Source organism: Chryseobacterium sp. R2ACT005, assembly GCF_049949215.1.
In the GTDB taxonomy this organism is placed as follows: Bacteria; Bacteroidota; Bacteroidia; order Flavobacteriales; family Weeksellaceae; genus Chryseobacterium.
Genome location: NZ_CP188192.1, coordinates 3,549,062 through 3,575,641, shown reverse-complemented (window position 1 = coordinate 3,575,641; position 26,580 = coordinate 3,549,062). Strand labels below are relative to the sequence as shown.

General features: G+C 35.8%; 21 protein-coding genes. 17 read left to right on the top strand and 4 right to left on the bottom strand.

All coding sequences use genetic code 11. From position 1 onward, the window contains the following. The first annotated feature begins 20 nt into the window (after nt 1–20). The 13 genes from ACPF63_RS16260 (at nt 21) to polA (ending at nt 18,280) form a co-directional block, all read left to right on the top strand. The gene (locus ACPF63_RS16260; protein ID WP_077414173.1) at nt 21–932 is read left to right on the top strand and encodes a PKD domain-containing protein; all 912 of its coding nucleotides are present in this window, start codon (nt 21–23) and stop codon (nt 930–932) included. A gap of 46 nt (nt 933–978) precedes the next feature. Then, entirely contained in the window at nt 979–3,384 is a 2,406-nt protein-coding gene (gene tssR / locus ACPF63_RS16255; protein WP_426480614.1) for a type VI secretion system protein TssR domain-containing protein, read from the top strand. A gap of 424 nt (nt 3,385–3,808) precedes the next feature. Next, a complete protein-coding gene (gene tssD / locus ACPF63_RS16250; protein ID WP_034697144.1) occupies nt 3,809–4,216 on the top strand; it encodes a type VI secretion system tube protein TssD in 408 nt (135 codons plus the stop codon). Between the two features lie 172 nt (nt 4,217–4,388). Continuing rightward, the gene (locus ACPF63_RS16245; protein ID WP_426480613.1) at nt 4,389–6,323 is read left to right on the top strand and encodes a type VI secretion system Vgr family protein; all 1,935 of its coding nucleotides are present in this window, start codon (nt 4,389–4,391) and stop codon (nt 6,321–6,323) included. Between the two features lie 17 nt (nt 6,324–6,340). Next, nucleotides 6,341–7,795 carry a hypothetical protein gene (locus ACPF63_RS16240; RefSeq protein ID WP_142719329.1) on the top strand — a complete coding sequence of 485 codons (1,455 nt, stop codon included), beginning with the start codon at nt 6,341–6,343 and terminating at the stop codon, nt 7,793–7,795. Nucleotides 7,796–7,881: 86 nt separating this feature from the next. After that, nucleotides 7,882–8,349 carry a hypothetical protein gene (locus ACPF63_RS16235; protein ID WP_142719330.1) on the top strand — a complete coding sequence of 156 codons (468 nt, stop codon included), beginning with the start codon at nt 7,882–7,884 and terminating at the stop codon, nt 8,347–8,349. Nucleotides 8,350–8,449: 100 nt separating this feature from the next. Next, a complete protein-coding gene (locus ACPF63_RS16230) occupies nt 8,450–9,130 on the top strand; it encodes a hypothetical protein (RefSeq protein WP_426480612.1) in 681 nt (226 codons plus the stop codon). A gap of 159 nt (nt 9,131–9,289) precedes the next feature. Further along, the gene (locus ACPF63_RS16225) at nt 9,290–9,811 is read left to right on the top strand and encodes a hypothetical protein (protein WP_426480611.1); all 522 of its coding nucleotides are present in this window, start codon (nt 9,290–9,292) and stop codon (nt 9,809–9,811) included. Nucleotides 9,812–10,107: 296 nt separating this feature from the next. Then, nucleotides 10,108–12,603: an ATP-dependent Clp protease ATP-binding subunit gene (locus tag ACPF63_RS16220; protein WP_426480610.1), complete on the top strand. Its 2,496-nt coding sequence runs from the start codon at nt 10,108–10,110 to the stop codon at nt 12,601–12,603. Between the two features lie 57 nt (nt 12,604–12,660). Further along, entirely contained in the window at nt 12,661–13,527 is an 867-nt protein-coding gene (locus tag ACPF63_RS16215; protein WP_426480609.1) for a lytic transglycosylase domain-containing protein, read from the top strand. Nucleotides 13,528–13,876: 349 nt separating this feature from the next. Beyond that, nucleotides 13,877–14,293 (top strand): type VI secretion system tube protein TssD, encoded by a 417-nt coding sequence (tssD, locus tag ACPF63_RS16210; RefSeq protein WP_077414280.1) that lies wholly within the window; start codon nt 13,877–13,879, stop codon nt 14,291–14,293. Nucleotides 14,294–14,757: 464 nt separating this feature from the next. Further along, entirely contained in the window at nt 14,758–15,165 is a 408-nt protein-coding gene (gene tssD, locus ACPF63_RS16205; protein WP_047382792.1) for a type VI secretion system tube protein TssD, read from the top strand. Nucleotides 15,166–15,445: 280 nt separating this feature from the next. After that, nucleotides 15,446–18,280, top strand: coding sequence for a DNA polymerase I (gene polA, locus ACPF63_RS16200; protein ID WP_426480608.1), 2,835 nt, complete (start codon nt 15,446–15,448; stop codon nt 18,278–18,280). A 627-nt stretch (nt 18,281–18,907) separates the two neighbouring features. Here the strand turns inward: polA and ACPF63_RS16195 are convergent. The 3 genes from ACPF63_RS16195 to ACPF63_RS16185 all read right to left on the bottom strand — a co-directional run bounded on the left by ACPF63_RS16195 (nt 18,908) and on the right by ACPF63_RS16185 (nt 20,701). Next, complete coding sequence (locus ACPF63_RS16195; RefSeq protein WP_426480607.1) at nt 18,908–19,642, bottom strand: protein phosphatase 2C domain-containing protein; 735 nt, start codon at nt 19,640–19,642, stop codon at nt 18,908–18,910. Between the two features lie 92 nt (nt 19,643–19,734). After that, a complete protein-coding gene (locus ACPF63_RS16190) occupies nt 19,735–20,133 on the bottom strand; it encodes an immunity 22 family protein (RefSeq protein ID WP_426480606.1) in 399 nt (132 codons plus the stop codon). A 10-nt stretch (nt 20,134–20,143) separates the two neighbouring features. Next, nucleotides 20,144–20,701, bottom strand: coding sequence for a YdeI/OmpD-associated family protein (locus ACPF63_RS16185; RefSeq protein ID WP_426480605.1), 558 nt, complete (start codon nt 20,699–20,701; stop codon nt 20,144–20,146). A gap of 148 nt (nt 20,702–20,849) precedes the next feature. On the opposite strand from ACPF63_RS16185, the gene ACPF63_RS16180 reads away from it, so the two are divergent. Beyond that, nucleotides 20,850–21,497 (top strand): MgtC/SapB family protein, encoded by a 648-nt coding sequence (locus ACPF63_RS16180; protein ID WP_077414199.1) that lies wholly within the window; start codon nt 20,850–20,852, stop codon nt 21,495–21,497. Between the two features lie 41 nt (nt 21,498–21,538). Here the strand turns inward: ACPF63_RS16180 and ACPF63_RS16175 are convergent, their stop codons facing one another. Next, on the bottom strand, nt 21,539–22,027 hold the full coding sequence (locus ACPF63_RS16175; protein ID WP_426480604.1) for a copper resistance protein NlpE: 489 nt from the start codon (nt 22,025–22,027) through the stop codon (nt 21,539–21,541). 263 nt (nt 22,028–22,290) lie between these two features. Here ACPF63_RS16175 and ACPF63_RS16170 point away from each other — a divergent pair, with 263 nt between their 5' ends. The 3 genes from ACPF63_RS16170 to ACPF63_RS16160 all read left to right on the top strand — a co-directional run bounded on the left by ACPF63_RS16170 (nt 22,291) and on the right by ACPF63_RS16160 (nt 26,576). Beyond that, complete coding sequence (locus tag ACPF63_RS16170) at nt 22,291–24,429, top strand: S46 family peptidase (protein WP_426480603.1); 2,139 nt, start codon at nt 22,291–22,293, stop codon at nt 24,427–24,429. Nucleotides 24,430–24,501: 72 nt separating this feature from the next. Then, nucleotides 24,502–25,503: a polysaccharide deacetylase family protein gene (locus tag ACPF63_RS16165; RefSeq protein ID WP_426480602.1), complete on the top strand. Its 1,002-nt coding sequence runs from the start codon at nt 24,502–24,504 to the stop codon at nt 25,501–25,503. Further along, nucleotides 25,500–26,576 (top strand): GNAT family N-acetyltransferase, encoded by a 1,077-nt coding sequence (locus ACPF63_RS16160; RefSeq protein ID WP_426480601.1) that lies wholly within the window; start codon nt 25,500–25,502, stop codon nt 26,574–26,576. The genes ACPF63_RS16165 and ACPF63_RS16160 overlap by 4 nt, the downstream gene beginning before the upstream one ends. Nucleotides 26,577–26,580: the final 4 nt, after the last annotated feature.

Here is a 26,580-nt window from a genome sequence, read left to right as displayed (position 1 = left end):
ACACATCACAATTACTAACTATGAATTATTTTCAAAAGAACAAGAAAAACATTATTATCGGTGTTGTTGCAACTTTGCTTATCGCAGCATTGGTTGCCCTATGGCTGCAGAAAAAAGTCATCCATTCAGCCGATGATATTGTTGGGGTAGTTTATCCGTCTTCACTGGCGGTAGGAGACACACTTTTATTCGAAGATAAAACCCAGTTTGCGAAAACCAAAAGATGGAATTTCGGAGACGGTACAACTTCAGATAAAAACAGTGGGATTCACTTCTATAATAAACCGGGGTACTATCAGGTGAGTTTGATCGTTGACAATAAGTATACGAAATCTTTCCCTGTAATGGTAAGCGCAAGAGGCGTTCAGAAAGCAAAAGATACAGCAAAAAATGCAACGACCATTGAGGCTGTAGCTCAGGCTATGCAAAATGAAAGCGTATCTTTCCGTGCCATTTCTGATGCAAAAGTGTTTGCCTGGAAATTCGGAGAAACAGGGAATACAGATTCTAAAGATAAGTTTACAATCTATTCTTACAAAAAACCCGGAGATTATGTGGTAACGCTGTACACTGAAGAATCTCAGGAGCCTATCTATCACCATATTAAGATCCTTCCGGCTTATGATGCTCTTGCAGAAGAAGAAGTTTCAGTAGAAGATTCTTACGCAAAGGTAGATAGTGATTTTAAATATCACCTGCAGCAGATTGCGAATGGAAACAGTTTCAATATGCATTACAATTACCTGTTGAGAACCTATCTGTGTAACAATGAAAACACAGTAGTAAAGGTAAATGACAGTAAAGTGAACAACTTCTACATGTATTGTGCCGGTCTTCAGTTTGACAAAAACACAGTGATTCAGACTGTGAAAGTGAACCTGGATGATAAGCAGGAGTGTGTAACTAAAGTAGAAATCAACCAAAGCAAATAATATCATCCGGTTTTACGGATGCGCCAATCATTAAAGATAAAATAGGATGAAAAATAAATTTCCTCTAGCAGCATATTATATAGGGTTATCAGTATTATTGACGAGTTGCCAGGTAAAACTGCCGTCAAAGAAAACCCCGGAGCCGTCACAGTATGGACAGGTGGATGCTTCCCCTGTCGTTAACGGGTATCCTAAAAAATCAGCGCCATGGATCGTTATTTCAGACAGATCGAGAAATACAGCTTATCTGGATAAAGATGATGAGAAATCTTACAAAGAAGTAAAATTCCTTGAACCTTTAATGGTTTTAAAACATAGAGACGGAATGGTAAAAGTAGCGGAATATGTTCCGGATGCTTTAATGAAAAAAGTTTCGTCAAAATCCATCAAAACATATGGATGGATTCCGGAATCTGACCTTCTTCTTTGGAATAACGCATTAAAAAGTGAAAAAACAGGATATCCTGTAAGAGTAGCCGTAGTGCCAAGTAACAGCGAAGTCATCAAAAATGCCGAAAGGTACTATAAGAATGACTCTATTATGGTGTTCAATTCACCAAGCCTTATTGAAACAGCCAATGTAAAGATTCCAAACGGACAAATTGTATATGTCTACAAACAGGCTGAAAACAACAAACGATTTTTAGTAGGTAAAAAACCTTCAATTGATATAGACAGCATCGGCAAAGGACTTTACGGATGGGTAAGTTCTAACGTGATTTCCAGCTGGGGAGAGCGTTCTGCAATTAAACTGAAAAACACAACAGGGATCAACGATTCTACATTAGGAATCTATGAAGGATATCCTGGAGGATCAGGATCAGATGCTGAAAATAAAAAAGCAGTTCTTCTTACAGATGTTAACAGAAGAACGCAGCTTGAGAATATCTTTCCTGTAAACCTTCCATTGGAACAGGCTCCAACTCCGGATTCAAAAACAAAATATTTTACCAATATCTTAGATTACAGCAAGAACTTTGTATCAAACGTATTGGGTGAACCTATTTATTTTGACCGTTACAGAGAGATCACAGAAAGAGATAAAAATATTAATATTGTTTTTGCATTGGACGTAAGCGCAGGAAATGCACCTTATGCACCTATTGTAAAATCATTATTGCAGGATCTTCAGCTTAGATTTGAAAAACCATCTTATTTTAGCAATGTTAAATATGGAGTGGTTTTATATAAAAATAATCCTTGTGGGGAAAACATTTCTGTATCAAACTTAAGTGCAGACTACAGCAAAATGACAGCGTTTATTGATCAGAAAACGAATGAGATGAACTGCGCAAGCAATAACGGGTATCAGCCGGTAGGAGAAGCTCTTACTGCAGCAGGAAACCTTCTTTCAAACGTATCTGATGAAACCAATATTGTAGTTACTGTAGGAACTTCTGCCAATCAAAGCGGAAATATGTACAGTGTGATCAGCTCACTTACTCAGGCTCAGGCAAGACTGATCATGTTCCAGACAAGTGCAAGATCATCTGATACCTATAACGATTTTGTATTGATGGCTGAAAATGTTGTTACCAATACAGCCAAAAATATTGCTGAACTTAAAAAACAAAAGATCATCAATCAGTATGATGTTCTTACTAAGAATAACTTCAGCCTGGTAGAAGGTGATGCGGGATTCTTCTCACTGGCTTACCCTAAACAGAGTATGTCTCAGGGATTTGTTATCTTCCCTAAAAAAGGTGATATTACAACTCCCGGATTCCTGAAAAAATCTGTTGACAGTCTTATTTCACAGGTTACTTTAGATAACCAGAATATTGATAAATCACTTAATGAATATTTCCATTCATCAGTGGGAGCAGGAAAAACAGATGTTGACGTAAAATATAAATATCTGTATCCGGGTCTTACCAATCCGGTATCTGCAGGAATTGCGGCACAGCTGATCAACTACGGAAGTCCATTCCTTGTAAAAGGATACATTCCAAAAGATCTGAAAGATTATACTCCTGGAATAGAAAAAGGAATTCTTATTTCTGAATCGGAATATGACAACTTAAAAGCTTTCTATACGGAAGTATACAGGAATACTAAGGCAGACCGTCCAGACTTTAATCAGGCAAGAGCAGTGAAAGAATATGTGAAGCTGCTGAAGAAATATAACCCGACTATAAAATTCCTGGATAAAGGAGCTCTTTATGAGCAGCCAATGTCTTATGCTATTGGAATGAGTACAGGATTTGATCTTTCTGAAGAAGAACTGATGGCTAAGTACAAACTGAAAGGTTGGAAAAAATCAAAGGTCGTACCTGGTGAGACCGTGAAAAATTATTTCTACCACTACAAAAATTTAGCAGACAGAATGCTTGCCAACAGAAATAACCCAGCTGTAAAGATTCAGCAGAACGGGCAGACTTTCTACTGGCTTAATGAATACTTTACCCCTTCAAGAATTCCGACGGAACAACCGGAATATACAAAGCATTAAAAAATTCATTTTTATAATATCAAAAAGCAGGAGTACATACTTCTGCTTTTTTTGTGTTCAAAAAACCGGAAGCGAAAAGTTGAAGTGTATTAACCTTAAACCTTAAACCTTGAATTTTGAATCCAAAACTCACAGTAAAGCGAATTGGTCATCCATTATTTACCTATAATTTCTCAATTATTTCTCTTTATAGTGTAAAACTGTTTTTTATCTTAAAAATGGGATTTAATTTAAAATGCTGTATGGGTGGGTGTTGCGATGTCGTGTTTAAATCTATTGTCGTAGAATTACGACAAGAAATCGTAGAACTACTACAATTTCTCAGATTTATATTGAAAAGTTTTTTTTAGCGAAAAAGAGCCTCTATATTTGCTAAACAATCACTGAATCACAAAATATTACTAACGATTAAAATTTACTAATCATGGCCGAAAGAAATTCAAGAGGAATCTTAAAATTCAACAACGGTGAAGGACAGAAGCTGTTAAAAATGAACTACAGCGTATCCAGATCTACAGACGTATCAGGACGTGTAGCATCAGATCCTTCTAACGCACTGATCAAAGTCACAGTAGAGGCTACTGAAAAATCTGATATTCTTGAAAGTTTATTAAATGGTAAATACAAACCTACAGTGGGAGAGATTACATTCAATAAATCTCACGAAGAAGGAACATTGATTACTTTGAACTGGCAGAACGGATATGTAATTCAACATCAGGTTGATTTTGATGCAATAGACAGCAATAGCATGCTTATCAGCTTTGTAATCAGTGCAGAAACCATTGACTATGGTACTTCTCAGTACGCTGGACTATGGCCGTCAAGCTAAAATTTACACACATTATCAACATTCATAAGAAAAAAGACTGTCCCTATTTAAGGCGGTCTTTTTTTGCCTGAATGAAAAACTTATACCAGGAAATATTACTTCATAACCTACTTATATAGTGTCTGTTATATAAAATAGTGTTATCTTTAATACAAAACACAAACACAAGCATATGAAAACCGAATCAAAGACAAAAGGATCTTCCTTCCGTCCATCACAAAATGCAGACGGAATATCCGAGAATCATCATGCAGGAATCAACCGGCTGGTTAAATTGTCGCTGGTTGTGGAAGGTAAAATTATTAAGTACTACAAACATTTCACTCTTAAACAAAAAGCTAGCCACCACCACGAATTCAGTCTTACCCTTGCCCATGACGCATTGGGAGACAGGCAGAGCCACACGCTTGAAGAAGCTAATAAATTTTTGGGAAAACGTCTTACTGCTGTTATTTCTTACAAAGATATTGAGAAAAGCCCCGAAAGAAACTTTGTAGGTATCATTACCAAAGTAGGATTCAGCCAAGAAAAAATGAGTCTTGGAAATATTGTGATTTCCGGATACAGTCCAACAATTTTACTGGATGGAGCTCCACATATCCAAAGTTTTGGCGGTGGACAACCTGTTAATATGGGTATCATAGCTGAAGAAGTAATCAAACAGGGAATTGATAAAGAACGATTTGATATACGGGTAGACACAAATGATTATTCTCAGATCATTTACAGCAGCCAATACAATGAGACCCATTACAATTATCTGGCAAGAATGGCAGAAGCTTATGGGGAACAATTCTATTATGATGGAGAGGTACTGCATTTCGGAAAACTTCCTCCACAGAATAAGCCCATCAAACTGCTCTATGGCAGCAATGCAGATCATGTAAAAGTAGAGTTAAAAGCTGTACATACAAAGCCTCAATATTATGGCTACAACAGCAGCAAAAACGAAAAACTGACTTCCGGGGAAACTCCTGTAAGTCATATGGGCGATCTTGCCCGTACAGCATACGGCCATAATGATAAAATATATAAAACTCCGGCGCTTCAGATTGCACCTATTAAAGCTACAACCCATCTGGATGTGGAACATTCCCAAAGAAGCACTTCAGGAAGCGAAGCGGTAAATGTATTTTCCGTTTCCGGATCTACAACAGTTCCGTTTTTACATCCGGGATGTATTGTGGATATTCACATGAGAAAACCGGACAGTAATGAGACATCCTATTTTACCAAAGTGATGGTAACAGAAGCGGTTCACGAAATTGATACCATCGGACATTATTCAGGAACTTTTGAATCTATTGCTGCAGATACAGGCTTTTTACCTAAACCGGAATTTAATGTACCTGCCGCACAGCCACAGATTGCAACCGTAATTTCAAATACTGATCCGGAAGGACAGGGAAGAGTTCAGGTGAGATTTGACTGGCAAATGAATGATACCACCCATTTTGTCCGTGTAATGAGCCCTGATGCCGGGGGAACAGATCAAATCACTCAAAACCGTGGATATGTGGCAATTCCTGAAGTAGGAGATCAGGTAATGGTCAATTTTGTTCACAGTCATCCCGACAGACCCTTTGTCATGGGAGGAATGTTTCACGGTGGAATAGGCCTTGGAGGTGGTGCGGACAACCGTGTAAAATCTATACAAACACGAAGCGGCCACAGAATCGTTTTTACAGAAGATGAAAGCATCATTATTACAGATAAAAGCGGTAATGAGATTCATCTGGATACGACGGGAAGCAATATTAACATTACGGCACCGGAAACGATGACCCTGAACTGTAAAAATATGAATATTAATGTAGGAGAAAACATGACTACGACGGTGGGGATGAATAAGTCTGATAGTGTCGGATTAAATAATACCGAGACCGTAGGCGCTATGAAACTTACTTCGGTTATAGGAAATGTGAGTACATTTATTACGGGGAAACTTACTGAGATCATTGAAGGAGATGTACACAGCGAAACAAAGAAAGGCAAAACGGTGATTAATGGTGAGGAAGGAATTGAAACAAGTACCAATGCTTCTATCAATAAACATGCAAAAAGTAATATTGATAATAGGAGTGGTGAAAAAGGAAAAGCTCATTAATTACATAACCAATTAAGATGAGTAGGGTAAGAATTGTAAAAGGAAAAATATATGAGGCTGTTGAAGGAAATCTTAGTTATTATTCTGAAACAGACATTATAGAAAACGCAAGTATCATATATAGTGAAAATAGTGATACTGAGATTCTTTATGGAGGGAATCCTGAAAAACCTCCTATGGCTGAAATCAATATTGCTGCGGATGCAATAGTGCATTTTCGCCCCATGAGAAATTGGAAGGGAAAAGAATATGGTTTTGATTGGATGCGTATCAAGGATACAGGTTTGTTTGGTGATGATTTATATTCAGATTTAACAGGAACATATGATAAATATCCTTCAGCTGACCCTGCAGCAAGATTTACTACCTCACCTACTTTATTTACAGATCTTAAAAGAGAGTATAGTAATCCTGTATACAGTATACCTTGGTTGCTAAAGGATAGAAAGCCAACTAGCTACTATCCTTCTTGGATATGTGTTGAAAAAAATAAAAAAATCAAGCTATCTTTAAAAGTACATATAAAAGATAAGGAAAAACTTCCGACAGAATTGGTAATTGCTTATGATAAGACATTATGTGAGATTACGACAAGTTTGGGACAAGGTGTTGAAAATGAAAAAAGTGATCCTACAAAAAATACACATTATGCAAAAATTGTAATTAAAAAAAATGAAAGTTACAAATTAGAGGACGAAATAGAATTGAAAGTAATAAAAGATATTACGACTCCTGAAATTTTAAAAGTTCTTTGTGATGGGAATGAAGCAGGATATTTAAAGTTATATAATAACAAAGTGAAAAGGCTAAATGTAGTGTGTGTGAGGGTGAAAGCTAATATAGGAAATGGAGAAAATAAAGGCTCAATAAAAGGTAAAACTGAGTTAGAAAATTATTTAAAGCAATCCCTGATTAAAACAAATATAGTTGAAGAAGATTTGAATATTCTCAGAAATATTGATAGTACACCAAATACAGATTTATCATTACCTTCTATAAGTAATGGAAGTGGAATTAATGTTGGTGGAAATATTAGAGGTAAATCACTATATGATTATCTAGATGAAAAGTTAAAAGCTATGTTTCCAAATTTTGGAACTGATGGTAAAGCAGATGGGACAGGTAAATATGATAAATTTTTACGACTTTATTTTTTTTCTGAAACTGCATATCTGGTTCATAATGGAGCAACAATAGGTGTAGGTGGAATTGGAACTCCTATAGGTGCAGGGCGAGGAACTATGTTTTCAGGAATCACAGATGCTGATGTAGCTCATGAAGCGATGCATGCTATTGCATTGGGGCATTCATTTGGGACACAAGAGAGTATATCTGCAATAACACCTTATCTCTTTAAATATAAAAAGACAGAAAACGTTATGGATTATGCTCATTTAGATAGTAAAGATAAGTACTCCACTTGGAAATGGCAGTGGGATAAATTGAGAAATTTTAATTTATTAACAGAATAATGGTAGAACAAATAATTAAATACTCTAAACATTCTGTTTTTTTTCTTCTATTTATTTTTACTATAAATTGTTCAACATATAAACAATTGGAAGGAAATATAGTTAGAACTGGCATTTTATCTAAAAATGATACTGTTATTGTTCAATCGACAATGAAGTTTGATACATCTCATTTGTTATGCGGGCAAGATGTTCATGAAATATTAAATAATCAATCATATTTTGGAAATATTAATGATGGTAAAACAATTAAAAATAAAAAATTAAATAGGATGTTAAAAGGTTTACCTATAACGGTTTTATGGTCTGAACCTTATAACCCAGTGTATTATTTTATGCAGAATAATATTATCAGCTTTAGTCAAACAAAATCTCAACGATTACTTAGAGAAAAAGAATTATTACAAATTAGATATTCTGCATATAGTAGAAAAAAAATGAGAATATATGTGATGCAAACAAATTGGAATGAAAAAATAAGAAAAAAAAGGGAGTATTTTTTTTCTGGTGAAAAAATTGATAGCGTAAAAACCTACGAATTTATTTTAAAATAAATATTTTGTTAAATCATAAATAATGAGAATACACACCCAATTAATATACTGTTTCTTCCTGAGTTTTATATTTTATCAATGCGATGCACAAAAAGAAACCTTGAATAAAAACAAATATATCATGCCTATGGACTCAATAACTGAAACATTAAACATCAATAATCCCAGATTGTTAGAGACTAAAAAAGCTCAAGGTCTTGTTGAACCCTATTCTTCAAGGTATGATGTTGATATGACTGAAACTCTAAGTGATGGTAGTACACAAACAACTATGGGAACCCTAGGATTGGTTTACAGTCAAAGAACATTATTACCCAAAGGCTGGTTTGATCTTTATAAGGAATACTATCCAAACGGAAATATAAAGCTAAAAAGGATTTATAATAAAACTTCCAAAGGAGATTATGGATTGATGTATGAATTTGATGAACATGGAAAGCTAACTAAAACAATTAATTTTGATGAAGGTTGGAAGACTTCTTTTGAAACTATTACTGAAATTGCAAAAAAATATATTCAAAAATTTAATTATAAAATTGATGCTTCAGCAAATGCTGTAATTAATACAGACCAGCAGTGGACCAAACAGTATATAAAAATATGGAGAAAAGAAAATGATGGAAAAAAATATTGGCAGATTGGTTTGAATAAAGGTCATTTTGAAAATCCGGATGATAAAAAATGTGAACGAGTTATAATTCTCGTGGATGACCGTTCCGGAAAAGTTTTAAAAAATGAACATTATTTTGACTGGTATAATCGTTTTTTTAAGGAATTATAAATAAAGTTGAAATTTTGACTGAAATGAAATGTATAAAAAAAACTTTTTATAATCCATTTATTATATGGGTAGTATAATATAAAACTATTTGTAGTATTCTTGTTGGGTTTTTTTATCCAATGTCAATCTCAGGAAGTACAAGACACAATGATTCCAAAAATGAGTAATGAATTTGAAAAGATTACTATACAGAGCTCTAAGAAGAAAGATGATGACAGATGTATTGAAACTCCGGAAGAAATAAAAGAAATCTTTTCTGCTTCTAAAGATGGATATAAATTAAGTATTTATCATGAGAATTCTTTATACAAATTAGACAAATCTTATTATAAAAATGGTTACGTAAAAAATAAATCATTGTCATTTAATATGGGTTCTCCAATAGGAATATTATATCATTTCGATAAATCAGGTAAGCTTATTAAAGAAGAAAATACAGATGAAGGATATCGTTTTACTCCTGAAAAGGTAGTGATGTATTGTGAAAAGAATAAAATTGAGCTTCCAAAAGGGTATCATGAATCCGGGTTTTATACCCGGGTTAGAAAAGATGTTCTTAATGGTAAAAAAGTTTGGGTAATAGAATACCTTATCCCAAATGGAGATATTCAAAAAGTTGTTTTAGATGGTCAATCAGGTGCAGAACTGGAGCAAAAAGTGGTTCCGTTTATAAGCCGTTAATAAATCTCTGAAAAGGTTAATCTTTTTCTAATTTAACCGGAAGGAGATACAGAAAGTAATTTACTACAATATGTCACCATCAGAACTACGATTAAAAACAAAAAAACACCATTGTTACATCTCTAATTGAAGAATTAACTATCTTTATCTCGTTTAGAATAAAATAATTAATTTTAGCTACACAAAAAATGACTTTTGAATCTCTTTGAGACAGGGATGAAAAATGTAGATCAAATACCATCAAATCTGAAGTACAGACAACAGAACGCAAATATATTAATATAAGAAAATTATAAATGGGAGTACTAGTAACCAACGAAACCGTAAAGCAACTATTTCACATTGCTCAGTCGATAGCGAAGGAAAATTATAATGGAACCTATGGAGGGCCGCATATTCTGCAGGCTTTAATGCATAAAGATATCGGACTCAATGAATTTCTGAAAAGTATAGATAAAGATCCCGGCTATTTTTATGAATGGGCAGATGTCCGTATTGAAGAATATCCTAAAACAAATCACCTTCCCGATGAAGTAGGTCAGGATGATGCCATAGATACCCTTATTGAAGAAGCTGATGATATCCGTTTAAAATTAGGATTGGATGAGATTACCCCCATCTGTATCCTGACAGCAATTGTAAAACCACAGGTTGTATTCTCACTTCAGCAATTGAAATCACTTCCGTTGAGAGAACATGAGATATTCAATCTGTATAGAAAAGATACACCGTTTACCGTGTCAGAAGATGGTGATTTCTCATCATTATTTTCAAATGGTTCAGACTATTCAGACTCTTCTTTTCCTTCCATTAAAAGCTATTGTGTAGACAGGACGGCACAGGCAAGAAAAGGAGAAATTGAAAATATCATCGGTAGAGATAAAGAACTCAGAATGCTGGTAGAAATTCTTTGCCGCAGAAGCAAACCGAATGTGATCATCATCGGGGAACCCGGAGTAGGAAAAACTGCATTGGTGGAAGGATTTGCCACTGAAATTATCAGAGGAAATGTTCCCGAAATGCTTAAAAACGGAACCCTTTTAGAACTGGACACCGGAGCATTGCTAGCCGGAACTTCTTATAAAGGTGAAATTGAAGACCGTCTGAAAAAAGTCATCAATGAATGTAAGAAAATTGAAAAAGCCATTCTTTTCATTGATGAAATTCATACCCTTTTAGACCCGAAAGGAAGCATCGGAAACGTTGCCAACCTTTTGAAGCCTGAGCTTGCCAGAGGGGAGATTACCGTAATTGGAGCTACGACCCAGGAAGAATATAGAAAAATTATAGAGCCGGAACAGGCTTTCAACCGTCGTTTTGAGGTTTTAACCGTACATGAACCGGATGAAAAGACCTGCGTGAAAATGATTGATGTTCTTCTTGAAGGCTACAAAAAACACCATGGTATTGAAGTCGAAAAAACTGCGATTCCGGAATGTGTACGTCTCGCTAAAAGATATGCAAAAGGTAAAAAATTACCCGATGCCGCTATTGATTTATTAGACAGAACAATGGCAGCCATCAAAATGCTTGATGAATTGTCAGAAAAAGAATTGAGCAGCTGGAAAGAAAGCTATGATGCTATTTTAGAAGAAGAATATGCAGACAGCAAAGATAAAGCAGACGAGCTGATCTGGACCTATAATCTCCTGAGGGATAAAATAAGCCCGATTCTTTGGGGATCGCTGAGTGAGCAGCCTGCCATTGACAACTCTATGCCGGTAGATCAGATTCAGAAGATTATTGAAGATACCTATGCCGAACTTCTGCGGCATGCTGCGAAAAAAAGAGAAAAAGTAGACAGACTTGAACTTGCCGCTGTAATGGCTGCGAAAACCAATATTCCAATCGGAAAGATCCAGGCTCAGGAAAAAGAAAAACTTTTGAATATGGAATCTCTTCTGCTAAACAGAGTAGTAGGACAGGATCATGCATTAAAAATTCTTTCCGATGCTATTGTTGAAAACCGAAGCGGATTGAATAAACCAGGGCAGCCAATTGGGTCATTCTTCCTTCTCGGACCTACTGGAACGGGTAAAACAGAGCTGGCAAAATCAATGGCAGAATTACTTTTCAATGATGAAAAAGCAATGGTACGTTTTGATATGTCAGAATTTAAAGAAGAACATTCCGCAGCCTTATTATACGGAGCGCCTCCGGGATATGTAGGATACGAAGAAGGAGGTATGCTTGTCAATAAAATCAGACAACAACCTTATACCGTTGTTTTATTTGACGAAATTGAAAAAGCACACCACTCAGTTTTTGATGTGTTCCTTCAGATTATGGATGAAGGAAAAGTTCACGATAAATTAGGTAAAGAAGGAGATTTCAGCAATGCATTAATCCTGTTTACCTCCAATATCGGAAGTGAAGAAATTGTAAAACAGTTTGAAGAAGGAAAAATTCCGGAATCATCTTCACTGATGCAGATAATGTCAAATTCAGGACGATTCAGACCTGAGTTTTTAGCAAGAATCACAGAGATCATTCCTTTTGCACCGATCACAGAATCTATTGCAGAAAGAATCTTCAATATTCAGCTGAAATCACTTCATACCTCATTGACAAGACTGGGAATCACTTTAAAGATCAGTGATGATGCAGTAAGAAACCTTGCATTAGGCGGATTCAGCAGCAAATATGGAGCAAGACAGATCTCAGGAGTAATCCGTGCACAGCTTGCCAGACCGATCTCTAAAATGATTGTCAGAGAAGAAGTAAAATCCGGCCAGACCATTCATGTAGATTGGAATAAAGAGGAAGAAAAACCAAGCTGGAAAGTAGATTAATTAGGAAGCGAAAGGGCAAAAAATACATTTGCCTTTTTGCTTATAAATACAAAAAAAATGAAAACCATTGTCAGAAATATTTTTACAGGCTTACTATTATTGGGAACTGTTATAAGTGTAAACGGACAGTTTCTTGCCGCTTCCGATACTTCGGAAAGCAGTGTGAGAAGATATAAGAGCATCATTAATGCCAATAAGGATCTTGTAGAATTTATTGAACAGTTACTCCTTCAGAAAGGACTTCCCAAGCATTTGAGAAACCTGGCCCTGATAGAATCCCATTTCGACAGAAATATCACTTCCGGAGCCGGAGCCGTAGGCATATGGCAGCTGATGACTGCACATGCCAACCAATACGGACTTACGGAACAGAATCGTACCGATGTTTATAAAAGTACGAAAACAGCAGTTATCTCATTGGCAAACCTTTATAAAAAATATAACAATTGGGTAACGGTTGTAGCTGCCTATAACTGCGGTGAAGGAAATATTGCCAAAGCGATGGAAGCTGCAGGCTCCTCTCAATATCACGAATTCTCTAAATACCTTCCCGGAGAAACCATTAATCATGTGAAGAAATACCTCAATGCATGCTATGCTACCGGAGAACTTCAGAGTGTTTTAAGTAACTATAATTCTTCAAGAATCAACAAAATTTTCTTTGAGGACGGAAACAGAAGAGAGATGACCGCTGCGCTTTCAGAAACGGAAATCAACGCCGGATTCAATCTGAAAGTTGTCGCTGATGAGCTTAACGTAGACATGGATAAAATCCTTACGTGGAATCCTGGTATTGTAGAAGAACTGCAGAGAAAAGGAGAAAGCCCTTTCTATCTTCCTGTTGACCTTATGCCGGATTTCCTGCTCAGAAAAAATAAAATACTGGTTCGTTCCATCAAAGAAGGAGCAAGTATTCAACAGTAAATAATCTCAAGTACAAATAAAAAAACAATCAACGTTCAGTTGGTTGTTTTTTTTATGCAATAACTGATCTGTTAAAAAAGGCTAATTTTATATTAAAGGATTCTTAATATTTCTCACTTAGGTGGAAAATTATTGTTTTTATTGTTCTTTTTCAATATGTTGAAATCCTTTACTGATGATGTTTTGAGCGTGTTTTTTAAATCTATTGTCGTAGAATTACGACAAGAAATCGTAGAACTACTACAATTTCTCAGATTTATATTGAAAAGTTTTTTTTAGCAATAAAGAGCCTCTATCTTTGCTAAACAATCACCGAATCACAAAATATTAACGATCAAAATTTACAATCATGGCAGAAAGAAATTCAAGAGGAATCTTAAAATTCAACGGAGGAGAAGGACAAAAGCTGTTAAAAATGAATTACAGTGTATCCAGATCTACAGACGTATCAGGACGTGTAGCATCAGATCCTTCCAACGCATTGATCAAAGTAACAGTAGAGGCTACTGAAAAATCTGACATCCTTGAAAGCTTGTTAAACGGTAAATACAAGCCTACAAAAGGAGAAATTACATTCAACAAGTCTCACGAAGAAGGAACATTAATCACTTTGAACTGGGAAAACGGATACGTAATCCAGCACGAAGTAGACTTCGATGCAGTAGACAGCAACAGTATGCTGATCAGCTTCGTAATCAGCGCTGAAACCATTGACTACGGTACTTCTCAGTACGCTGGACTATGGCCTTCAGCAGGTAGTAATTAAGCCTATTCATCATCTTAGTAAAAATAAAATTGGTACAGAACAGTATACTCATCGAGTTTACTGTTCTGTTTTTTTATATAAGTTCAAGCTAATGAAAAACGGAATAAAATAATAAATACTTTCCAGTCTCAACCCATTCAAATTTATAGTGAATAAATAAAACAGTTTTGATTCTTGTAAGTTACCCTTTTAACGTTTTATTTCTCTTATTGGTGTAATAATTGGTGAAATTTTCTTATTTCCCAATGATATTTAATGTATTTATTTATAATATATTATGTTTTATTTTAAATCTTTTGTCGTAGAATTACGACATGAAATCGTAGAACTACTACACCAAATCGTATAACTACTACACTTTTTCATATTTCTGTTTAAATGCTTTTTTTTCAAAACCCAGGGAGCTATCTTTGTTATATAATTATTGAATAACAATTTATTACTAACGATTAAAATTTACAATCATGGCAGAAAGAAATTCAAGAGGAATTTTAAAATTCAACGGAGGAGAAGGACAGAAACTGTTAAAAATGAATTACAGTGTATCAAGATCTACAGACGTATCAGGACGTGTAGCATCAGATCCTTCTAACGCATTAATCAAGGTTACAGTAGAAGCTACTGAAAAATCTGACATCCTTGAAAGCTTGTTAAACGGTAAATACAAGCCTACAAAAGGAGAAATTACATTCAACAAATCTCACGAAGAAGGAACATTAATTACTTTGAATTGGGAGAATGGATACGTAATCCAGCACGAAGTAGACTTCGATGCAGTAGACAGCAACAGTATGCTGATCAGTTTTGTAGTAAGTGCCGAAACTATTGACTACGGTACTTCTCAATATGCTGGATTATGGCCAGGTAAATAATCCAATACAATGTAAAAAAAAGGAACAGTATACCATTGGTATGCTGTTTCTCTTTTTTATCCATGACCTAATTAATAACCATATATAAAAAATAAGCAAAATGTTCAGACAAATTCTACCTGCTAAATGCTGAATATTGCTTCAAAAGTAAATACCGCTTAAAAAAAATTCACGAGCGAAGCAAATTGACGATTCACTATTCATCATTTGAGCCCCGAATCCCTTCCCCGGACTACCAACTTTTACGCCTATTTTCTTATATTTGTTCATTATTCAAAATATGGACGCAACACAAGATAAAAGGCTGTTTCTCATCGATGCCTATGCGATGATTTTCAGAGGATATTACGCATTAATCAGGAATCCGAGACTCACCAGCAAAGGACTGGATACTTCTGCTATCTTTGGTTTTACCAATTCTTTGATCGAATTGATCAGAAGAGAAAAACCTACCCACCTGGCAGTAGTTTTTGATGTAGGACAGGCTAGTGTAAGAACTGATGACTATTCAGATTACAAAGCCAACAGAAGCGAAACTCCTGAGGCGATTAAAATTGCTGTTCCATACATCCACAGAATTCTTGAAGCCATGCATATTCCACGCCTGGGAGTAGAAGGATATGAAGCGGATGATGTAATAGGTACCATTGCGTGCAAAGCAGAAAAAGAAGGGTACACCACTTTCATGGTAACGCCGGATAAGGATTTTGCACAGCTGGTTACAGATAAAATTAAGATTTATAAACCAGGTTTAAAAGGTGGTGATATTGAAATTCTGGGCGTTGATGAGGTAAAGGCAAAATATGAGATTGAAGATCCTAAGCAGGTTATCGATTTTCTTGCCATGATGGGAGATGCGGTAGATAATATCCCCGGACTGGAAGGTGTAGGAGAGAAAACTGCGATGAAGTTCCTTAAAGAATTCGGAAATATAGAAACTTTATTAGCTAATACTGATCAACTGAAAGGAAAACTGAAAGAGAAAGTAGAAGCTTCTGCAGAACGTGGCATTTTATCTAAAAAATTAGCAACCATTATCTGTGATGCTCCTGTAGAATTCCATCAGGAACAATACGATCTGGAAACGCCGGATTTTGAAAAAGTAAAAGAAGTTTTTGATGAAATAGAATTCAGAAGACTTTACGAAAACCTTTACAGAGCTTTTGCACCTGCTCCAACAGAAACAGTGGTTGTGAGTGAGGTGGAAGTGAAGCAGACTCCAGCTGGTACAGAAATGAAAGGACAGGTGATGCAGCTTGCTCTTTTTGCCAATTTTGAAGAGCTGGAACAGGCTACTTCTACAAAATCTACTATTGAGCAGAACGATCATCTTTATCAGTTTATCGACAATCCGAAAGCCCAGAAAAAATTAGTTGATAATCTGTTGAAGCAAAAGGTTGTTTGCTTTGATACGGAAACTACTTCATTAAACGAACTGGAAGCAGAATTGGTGGGAATGAGTTTCTCTTATAAAAAAGGGCTTGCCTATTATATTCCGCTTTCCGAAGACAGAGCCGAAGTGTTACAGACGTTAGAGATTTTCAGGCCGTTTTTTGAAAAGGAAGACCTGCTGAAAATTGCTCACAATCTGAAATACGATTATAAAGTTTTAAAACAATACGACATTACTGTTAAAGGGGCAATGTTTGATACCATGATCGCCCATTACCTGTTGAATCCAGACGGAAGACATGGTATGGATTATCTTTCAGAAGTATACCTGAACTATAAACCGGTATCCATAGAAACCATCATCGGGAAAAAAGGTAAGAAACAGGGCAGCTTCAGAGATGCAGATCTGAGAACGCAGACAGATTATGCAGCAGAAGATGCAGACATCACTTTCCAATTGTATGAGCTTTTTGCACCACAGCTGAAAAAAGAAAACCTGGAAGAGCTTTTCTATAATATTGAAATGCCTCTGATGGAAGTCTTGGCAAAAATGGAACTGGCAGGTATTTCTCTGGATGAAAAATGGCTGGCACAGGAAAGTATAGATCTTGAAAATGACCTGAAGCAGTTAGAAACTACAATTTTTGAACTTTCAGGGGAAGAATTCAACATGAACTCACCCAAACAGCTTGGGGAAATTCTGTTTGAAAAAATGCAGCTGGATCCGAAAGCCAAAAAAACAAAGACAGGACAATATGCAACTTCAGAAGATGTTCTTCAGAAATTAAGTTCAAAACATGAGATCATTAAGCATATTCTGGAATACAGAACCTATCAGAAATTAAAATCAACCTATGTAGATGCGCTGCCTTCGCAGATTGATAAAGAAGATAACAGAGTACATACCAATTTCTCACAGACGACAGCTGCTACAGGCCGTCTGGCGAGTGTAAATCCAAACCTGCAGAATATCCCGATCCGAACTTTGAGAGGACAGCAGATTCGTGGAGCCTTTGTTTCCGGAGAAGGGAAGAAGATTATTTCTGCCGATTATTCACAGATTGAACTTCGTTTAATCGCTGAAATTTCAGGAGAGGATAATATGATCAAAGCGTTCCAGGACGGAGAAGATATTCATGCTTCCACAGCTGCAAAACTCTTTAAAATTCCTTTGGAAGAAGTCTCCAAAACCCAGAGAAGCCAGGCAAAGACTGTAAACTTTGGTATTATCTACGGACAGGGAGCTTTTGCATTGGCAGAGCAGACTGGATTATCCCGTACAGAAGCCAAACAGATGATCGAAGCGTATTTTGAAACCTATCCAAAACTGAAAGAATACATGGCGGAACAGGTGAATAAGGCACGTCAGCTAGGTTTTGTAGAAACCATATTAGGAAGAAAGCGTCACTTGAAAGATATCAATTCCAACAATTTTGTGGTAAGAGGTCATGCAGAAAGGAATGCTGTGAATGCACCGGTTCAGGGAAGTGCCGCAGACGTTGTAAAGCTTGCGATGATCAAAATAGACAGAGAAATCATGGAAAAGCAGTTAAAAACAAAAATGCTGCTTCAGGTACATGACGAATTGATATTTGAATCACCGGCAGATGAAATTGAAGCCGCTTCAAAACTCATCAAAACTGAAATGGAAAATGCCTTAAAAACACAGGTTCCATTGTTAGTAGAGATTGGAGTAGGAGACAATTGGCTGGAAGCGCATTAATCAATACTGCAAATCATGCTTTACATAAAAAACTTCTGTCTTTTGGGCAGAAGTTTTATTTTTATTAGAATTAAGACACATTTATTTTTTTTCTACAGAATCATATGCATTACTGACAACATCATTCAGTTTTTTCAATGGTGTTTGTTTTTATAAGATACAAATCCAGCTTTTATTTCCTGATAATGTAAAAGTGAAATACACAAACATCCCAGAAAGAGAACCGGAAAAAAAGAAAGTGAAATTGTATATTGAATCTCAGCATTGAAATCATAAGTACTCCATGAAGACTCTCTGTCTACAAATATGGAATAATTCCAAAATAACCAGACAAAAACCAACAATATAAACTCAATGCCAATTTTGATCAACATCCTTTTAATAAAGGAAAATAAAGAAAATATAACAGAAAGGAAAATGCCAGTTATTACTGACATGAATAATGCATCTTCAGCAAATAAACATTCTAGACAGCCACTTGACATCCGATCTGAAAAAGTCCCCATTGACCAGTAAAATTGAACAAATGTGATGACGGAAATGAGGAAAGCGCTGATGGCCATTCTCTTCAGAACTGAGTAGAAACGATTAGGTCTAGATTGTTCCATAGTATTCAAAATGTATGAATTATTTTGTGATTCTAACGATAGCTAAGTCATCTGTAGGTTTTACTCCATACTGATGCTCCAGCTGTTTAAGCTTTCTGTTAAGCATTTCTTCAGTATCACTATTTTGGTGGTCAATCATCAAATATTCTGCAAAATTGATCATTTCATCAGAATCTGTTTTTTTAATTTTTGAAAAGCTCAAAATACCATCAGTTGCAATGGAAATATCATTCGGATCATTAAAAATTATTTTCTGAGATTGATTAGAATACCAGTCTTCAAAGTTTTCATGAAGATGATAGGCAAGGTAATCAGGTTTATTATTACGATCAAATTCCATTATCTTTCCATTGACGCAAATAACGCCGTCACCAATGGCTAAGATTATTCCTTCGTCCTTTACCTTGTCATAAACCAAGATGATAAGAGTGGCTAACAGCTCTTTTTCATCCAGCATCATATGATTTTTACTAAATACAAGTCCTTTGAATAGGCCTTCAACTATTTCTTTGAGATCTTCGTCTAGACTGCGTTGAATATCTTTTTCATATAAAGATTTATAACCTGTTTCAATGATCACTTTACGTAAAAGCTTTCCAAAAAGTGCCGAAGCAAAATGACTGTCCATCGCTGTAGAGCAGCCGTCCATTACAGCACATACTATTTTATCAGAATCGATCTTTTTAATAAGCAGATAGTCTTCACAGTGGTTGATATGATAATCTCCGATTTGTAAGGTAGAATATAATTTCATCAGATGCTAAATTACTTCTATTTCTTTTATTAACAACAAGTGACTCCATACCTAAATGAAGTCACTTGTTATAAATGGGAAAAATCCCAGTTTTAAATATCATATTCTATTTCACCCACATAATGCAGCGAATAATCGTCATTCTCTACAGAAACAGGATTAGGAATCACAAATCTTGTTGCAAAAATGATGGCATTCACAGGCGTATCCAGACTTAGTTCATTCAGTTTTCTTTCCAGGATTGGAATCCATTGGTCAGCGTAAGAATATTCTGCAAACTTGTCGTAAAGTCCAAGACTTTCATCCTCAAAGCCATATTCTATGAAGTCATCATCAAACCATTTGATGTTCTGTGATTTTGCGAATTTTGAAACATACTGATCGTCGGTTTCTTCCTCTATATAATAATTTTCATCCTCTTCTACGAAACTATAAAAATCTTCTTCATTCTTGAAATACCCTAACCAGAAGTGTGAAATTTCTTTATCCATAATAATCTTTTTATTCTAATCTTTTTAATTGTTTACTTGTATCAATAGCTTTTTCAAGCCGTGAAAGCCTTGTTTTTTCCTGCTTGGCACTCATAATCCAGTGTATAATTACCTTTTTATAAGAAGGAGCCTGGCTTTCAAAAAATTCCCAGGCAGCCTGATGATCTGTAAACTGTTTTTGATAAACAGGATCAAGAGCAACTTCTGCTTTTTCATGGGAATAAATTCCGGATTTGTTCTCTTTTCTGAGTTCAAATGCTTTTTGTCCTGCAGGAGTCATCAGCCCTGCTTTGGTGAGCGCTTCAACTTTCTTTATATTGATATTGCTCCAGATACTGGAAGGCTTTCTTGGAGTAAAACGGATAGAATAGCTTTCGTGATCTATTGATTTTCTCACGCCGTCTATCCAGCCAAAGCACAAAGCCTGATCTACGGATTCAGACCAGCTCATAGAAGGTTTTCCACTTCCGGTTTTGTAGAATCCTGTCAACAGTTCTTTTTCCCCTTCGTGGTGCTTCTCAAGCCACTTTCTGAATTCTTCCTTTGTCGAAAAAAATGTAGGTTTCATAACTCCTTTACCTGCCTTTTACATTTAATCTGTAATATTACGAAAGTTTTCAGTCAAATAAAATCTTCTTGCCCTAAACAAAGTTCAATGATAACCCCGGAGATAATTTTTTTATTGTAATTTTATTCTAGGTTATAAATTATAAAAAATGGATTTTCTTCAGGACCATTACGCTGTCAAAAATGAATTGCTGCTTATCCTTATTTCTGTCATTTTAGGACTGTTCATTGGTGCCGAACGCGAATACCGTAATAAATCTGCCGGACTCAGAACCTTTATTCTGGTCTGTTTCGGAGCCTGTTTGTTTACGATTCTTTCCATCAAAATAGGCGTGGCCAATCCGGACCGTCTTGCAGCCAATATTATTACCGGTATAGGATTTTTGGGAGCAGGAGTGATTTTCAAAGGAGACAATAAAATTGAAGGTATTACTACTGCAACCACCATTTGGGCAACGGCTTCAATAGGAATGGCGGTAGGTTCCGGATATGTCTATATTTCCCTGCTGGGAACCGCTTTGGTATTGATTATTTTGAGTGCTTTAACTTACCTGCAGAATTTCATTGATAATTATAATAAAGTAAGGGAATATAAAATTGCTGTGACAGGTTCTGCGGATATCAAATATTGTGAAAACATATTTAAAGAACATCACTTGAAATATCTGATGATTAAGCAGCAGTATTCACCGGAAAGTTTAACCGTTATCTGGCGGCTTACCGGAAAGAATACCCGTCATGAAGAATTAATCACACGTCTGGTAGACGATCCAAAAATCAGAGCCTATCAGTTTTAGAAGATATGAAAGTAAAAAAATAAAGGCCTGAGCCTTTATTTTTATTTTTTCTTGAATATATACAAATCCTTGTTGGGGCCGTCAATTTCTTTTCCTTCCATATCCAGTTGGAACAGCATATTTTCACCAACTTTATATTTATAGTTTGCTGTTTTTCCTTTTAAAGTAATCATACTTCCTGTTGCATCCCATGTGAAAGATCCTTTATCCTGATTTTTTGAATTTCTATCAAGATATTCTTCAGAAATGCTGAATGTTTTATCATTATTCAATGTTAAGGAAGTCTTGATACCCGGACAGTCAGCGCAAGGAATTGTTGCTTCATAAGTACCAGCCCAGTCCAATGCATTTTCAGAAGTGTCACCAGCTGCTGTAGGGGTAGCTTTAGTGATACTGTCTGTAGTAACGTGTTGAACAGCTGTTGCAGAATCTGTGGTTGTACCGGTTGTTTCAGTTGCTTCTTTTTTAGAACATGAGGCAAGGAACAGAGCAGCTCCGATTCCCAACATGAGCATTTTGCTTTTCATCATAATAATAAATTTAATGTAATAGAGTTACTTCCAATCAACAAAAACTAAGCCAGAGGGAGGAGAGTTTAATGTTGCTGACCGATAGTTGTCAGTATATGGTTCCGGGTTTAAATTGATAGATTCCTAAATAAATTTCCTGCTTTCCCTGTTATCAATACATTTTATTTTTTACATTTTGCAAAAACTAATTCTTAACAACTTTTCCACGCGTTTTATAAGGCCTATTCTTATTTTTCTTTGTAAATTCGGGCAAAATTTTGATTATGACAAAAAAGATACTTTTATCTGTATTTCTTTTGCCAGCTGCAATGGCATTTGCACAACAATATGGTGGAATGTGGATTCCTACTGAGCTGAATGAAAAGGAAATGAAGGATTTGGGAATGAAGATTTCTGCAAAAGATATTTTCAACCCTCAGAAACCAAGCATAAAGGATGCGGTAGTACAGTTTAACGGCGGATGTACTGCAGAAATTATTTCGCCTAAAGGACTGCTTTTAACCAATCATCACTGTGGTTTCGGTCAGATTCAGGCGCATTCTACCGTTCAGAATGACCTTCTTTCAAACGGATTCTGGGCAAAAAATACCCAGGGAGAACTTCCTAATCCGGGAGTAAAAGTAGATTTTATTGTAGATATAAAAGAAGTTACTGATCAGATTTTGGAAGGTACAGACAACCTAACGGAGCCGGAACTTACTAAAAGGATCAACAACAATATTGAGGTTTACAAAAACTCTCAGAAAATTGAATCTTACCAATCGATCATGGTAAAGCCTATGTATTATGGAAACAAATACTATGCTTACACCATCGAAACTTATAAAGATATCCGTCTTGTGGGGGCTCCCCCTCAAAGCATCGGAAAATTCGGAAGTGATACAGACAACTGGGTTTGGCCTAGACATACCGGAGATTTCTCTATGTTCAGAATCTATGCAGATAAGAACAACAGACCTGCGGAATATTCAAAAGATAATGTTCCTTACGTTCCGAAACACTACTTACCTGTTTCTATAAAAGATAAAAACGAAAATGATTTTACTTTTGTATTTGGTTTCCCTGGAAAAACTACAGAATATCTTCCTGCGGTAGGGGTAGAGAAAATCATGAAGGATATTGATCCTGCAAGAATTGCGGTACGTGATGTTGCTTTAAAAACCTTAGACGAGAAAATGCGTGCTGACAATGAAACACGTATCAAATATGCTTCAAAATATGCTTCTGTAGCGAACTACTGGAAAAAATGGATCGGTGAAGTAGAAGGATTGAAAAAATCTAATGCTGTAGAAAAGAAAGTAATGTATGAAGGTTCTTTGGTGGCTAAAAATCCTGAGATCAAAAATACATTGGATCAGTTGAATAAACTATACAATGACCAGGCTCCTTATGCATTAAATAATGCTTATTTTACAGAAGTGGTAAGAAATGCTGAGACTTTGAAGCTTGCTGGTGATTATTATGACTTTGTAGCTTCTGTAGAGGCGGGAAGAATGGATGAAAAGGAACTTACAAAGTTAAAAACAAAATTAACCTCTTTCTACAAAGATTACAGTGCAGAGCTTGATGCTAAAGTAACCGCAAAATTATTGGCTTTATACGTTAATAAAACAGCGCCACAGTTTTTACCAGCAGGGTTCAGTAAATACAAAGATGAAAGCCCGAATATCCCTGTAATAGAAGATATGTCTAAAAACTCTATCATCACAGGAAGAACTGCTGTGAATGGAGGAACATTAACTGCAGATATTGATAAAGCGTTTTCTAATCAGGATAAATTGATCAAAACTTTAAAGAAAGATCCTATTTATCAGCTGTATGTTTCTATGAAAGAAACATATATGAAAACTGCAGATCCGCAATATACCTCAATGCAGGCAAAAATTGATGCTTTACAGAAAAAGTTCATGGCACAGCAGATGCAGACAGATAAAGACAGAAAATTCTTCCCGGATGCTAACTCAACGCTTCGTGTGACATATGGTAAAGTAAAAGGATCTACACCTAGAGATGCAGTTTCTTACGGATATCAGACTCACCTGACAGGAGTAATGGAAAAATATGTTCCCGGAGATTACGAATTTGATGTTCCAAAGAAACTGATTGATCTTTATAACAAAAAAGATTTCGGAAACTATAAAGATAAAACAGGTGATGTTCCTGTAGGATTCACTGCAACAAACCATACAACAGGAGGAAACTCTGGAAGCCCTGCTCTTGATGCCAACGGAAATCTTGTAGGATTGAATTTTGACAGACAGTGGGAAGGAACAATGAGTGATATCAACTATGATCCACGCTTTAGCAGAAATATCATGGTAGATACAAAATATATCCTTTTCATCATCGAGAAGTTCGCTGACTCAAAGTGGCTTGTTGATGAAATGAAGATTATAAAATAATTTTTAAAAGTTATACCTTTAAGAATCTATTTAAACTGAGTTTTGAATAGATTCTTTTTTATTTTAAATAAGATGAAAGACAGGATCATCAATGTTTTGGCAGCTTTCGAATCTGGTAATATCGGGAAATCTTTTCCGCTGGATTACTGTTTGCCACTTTATCACAGTGTCTCCGACAGAGAACTTCCCCATATAAAACATGTGATCCGTTATAAGAATACAAAACAGTTTGAAGAAGATCTTGATCATCTTGCGAAGAATTTCCGGTTTGTCAACTGGCAGGAGTTCAAAGAGTGTATGTCCGGGGATTTTAAATCTAAGAAAAAAATTGCCCTGCTTACTTTTGATGACGGTTTCAGAGAATTTTATGATATAGTAGCACCGGTTTTGGAACGAAAGGGAATTTATGCCTGCAATTTCGTAAACCCTGCTTTTATTGATAATAAAGATATGATGTTCAGATGCAAAGCCAGCCTTCTTGCAGATGCAGTTGAGAAGAATAAAACTATAAATCCCGAGGTTTATCGTATATTTTCTCTTGACAGCCATGCAGACAAAGGTGTTTTACAAAAGAATATTTTACAGGTTAATTATCAGGGGAAAGATATTCTGGAGGGGCTTGCTGAAAAGCTTGAAGTGGATTTTAATGCTTATTCAAAAGAATGTAAACCCTATTTAAGTACAGAAGAGCTAAAAGAACTTACAAGGAAAGGTTTCGGAATCTCTTCTCACAGCTGGGATCACCCTAAATATGGAGATTTATCTTTGAAAGAACAGATGGAAACTACGAATAAAACTTTTGCTTATTTGAAAGAAAATGATTTCCTCTATGAAAGTTTTGCATTTCCGTTTACTGATTTTGAAGTTCAGAAAAACTTTTTTGATGAGCTCTTTAAAAATGAGGAAATCTATTGTAGTTTTGGATGTGCAGGGGTAAAACTGGATAGTGTAAAGAGAAATTTTCAAAGAATTCCAATGGAAATGGGTGAGAGCGGGGAACAAATACTGAAAAAAGAAACGGCTTACTTCAAACTGAAAAGACTGATTAACAAAAATACCATTCTGAGAAAATGATAGCGCTGAAAACATTCAACAGAAAAGAACTGGAAGATTTTATATCATCCGGAGCATTTCTGCAGTATGATTTTCTTCCTATTACAAAACATCGTGCATTGTCGCATATTCACAATCCTAAAGCATCAGAGGAAGATACCCTTCTTATTCTGGCATTCTTTGAAGAAAAACTTATTGGATATGTTGGGTGTTTCCCGGATTGCTTTGAGATTGATGGAAAGGAAATCCGCTATGCCTGGCTAAGCACTTTATATGCAAACCCTGATTACAGAAAAAGAAGACCTGCAAAAGCATTATTGAAAAAGGTTTTTGAAGAATACGAAGGCAGAATTGCCATTACAGAATTTACCAAAGAAGCAGAAGCCCTCTATAATATTATGGGTGTTTTTGAATATGTCTTTCCTAAAGAAGGGAAGAGATATTACTTCAGAACTGATGCTGCTAAAATGATTCCTGAAAAAAAACCGGGAACACAACCTTTGAAGCCGCTTTTTCAGTCTCTGGATGCTGCCGCCAATTTATTAATCTCAATAAAGAACTTACCGGTACAGAAACCGGACTTCAAATATGAGGTTCTTCCTCGTATTGACAAAGAAAGTGCTGATTTTATGACTGGATTTTCCGGGGTACGGAATGCAGATGAAATCAATACTTTTATAGATTATCCATGGATTTTGGAAGGAAAAAGAGACGTGAAATATTTCTTTTCAAGTTTTGCGGATACATTTACATACTTTTGGATTAAGATTTTCGATCAGAATAATCAACTCAAGGCTTGCTTCCTGTTGCAGCTCCGCGACGGATACCTTAAAATTCCCTACCTTTTTTCAACTTCTGATCTGGCTGAGGTTGTCAGGTTTTTAAATTATTTCATAATTACCAATAAAGTAAAAGGATTTACAAGTTATCAGACCAGGCTGAACGAAACAATACAGCAGTCAAAAGTATTTTCCCATATCTATGACCGTGATTTTAAAAGAGAATATCTGTTTCATCAACAGCTATTGGAATTACTTCCCAATAATTTTAATCCCAATTATCAGGACGGGGACGGGGATTGCATGATGACGTAATAGA

Coding starts and splice junctions, on each gene's coding strand:
- ACPF63_RS16260 (WP_077414173.1), top strand. CDS start 21: ATGAATTATTTTCAAAAGAACAAGAAAAACATTATTATCGGTGTTGTT.
- tssR (WP_426480614.1), top strand. CDS start 979: ATGAAAAATAAATTTCCTCTAGCAGCATATTATATAGGGTTATCAGTA.
- tssD (WP_034697144.1), top strand. CDS start 3,809: ATGGCCGAAAGAAATTCAAGAGGAATCTTAAAATTCAACAACGGTGAA.
- ACPF63_RS16245 (WP_426480613.1), top strand. CDS start 4,389: ATGAAAACCGAATCAAAGACAAAAGGATCTTCCTTCCGTCCATCACAA.
- ACPF63_RS16240 (WP_142719329.1), top strand. CDS start 6,341: ATGAGTAGGGTAAGAATTGTAAAAGGAAAAATATATGAGGCTGTTGAA.
- ACPF63_RS16225 (WP_426480611.1), top strand. CDS start 9,290: ATGAGTAATGAATTTGAAAAGATTACTATACAGAGCTCTAAGAAGAAA.
- ACPF63_RS16220 (WP_426480610.1), top strand. CDS start 10,108: ATGGGAGTACTAGTAACCAACGAAACCGTAAAGCAACTATTTCACATT.
- ACPF63_RS16215 (WP_426480609.1), top strand. CDS start 12,661: ATGAAAACCATTGTCAGAAATATTTTTACAGGCTTACTATTATTGGGA.
- tssD (WP_077414280.1), top strand. CDS start 13,877: ATGGCAGAAAGAAATTCAAGAGGAATCTTAAAATTCAACGGAGGAGAA.
- tssD (WP_047382792.1), top strand. CDS start 14,758: ATGGCAGAAAGAAATTCAAGAGGAATTTTAAAATTCAACGGAGGAGAA.
- polA (WP_426480608.1), top strand. CDS start 15,446: ATGGACGCAACACAAGATAAAAGGCTGTTTCTCATCGATGCCTATGCG.
- ACPF63_RS16195 (WP_426480607.1), bottom strand. CDS start 19,642: ATGAAATTATATTCTACCTTACAAATCGGAGATTATCATATCAACCAC.
- ACPF63_RS16190 (WP_426480606.1), bottom strand. CDS start 20,133: ATGGATAAAGAAATTTCACACTTCTGGTTAGGGTATTTCAAGAATGAA.
- ACPF63_RS16185 (WP_426480605.1), bottom strand. CDS start 20,701: ATGAAACCTACATTTTTTTCGACAAAGGAAGAATTCAGAAAGTGGCTT.
- ACPF63_RS16180 (WP_077414199.1), top strand. CDS start 20,850: ATGGATTTTCTTCAGGACCATTACGCTGTCAAAAATGAATTGCTGCTT.
- ACPF63_RS16175 (WP_426480604.1), bottom strand. CDS start 22,027: ATGATGAAAAGCAAAATGCTCATGTTGGGAATCGGAGCTGCTCTGTTC.
- ACPF63_RS16170 (WP_426480603.1), top strand. CDS start 22,291: ATGACAAAAAAGATACTTTTATCTGTATTTCTTTTGCCAGCTGCAATG.
- ACPF63_RS16165 (WP_426480602.1), top strand. CDS start 24,502: ATGAAAGACAGGATCATCAATGTTTTGGCAGCTTTCGAATCTGGTAAT.
- ACPF63_RS16160 (WP_426480601.1), top strand. CDS start 25,500: ATGATAGCGCTGAAAACATTCAACAGAAAAGAACTGGAAGATTTTATA.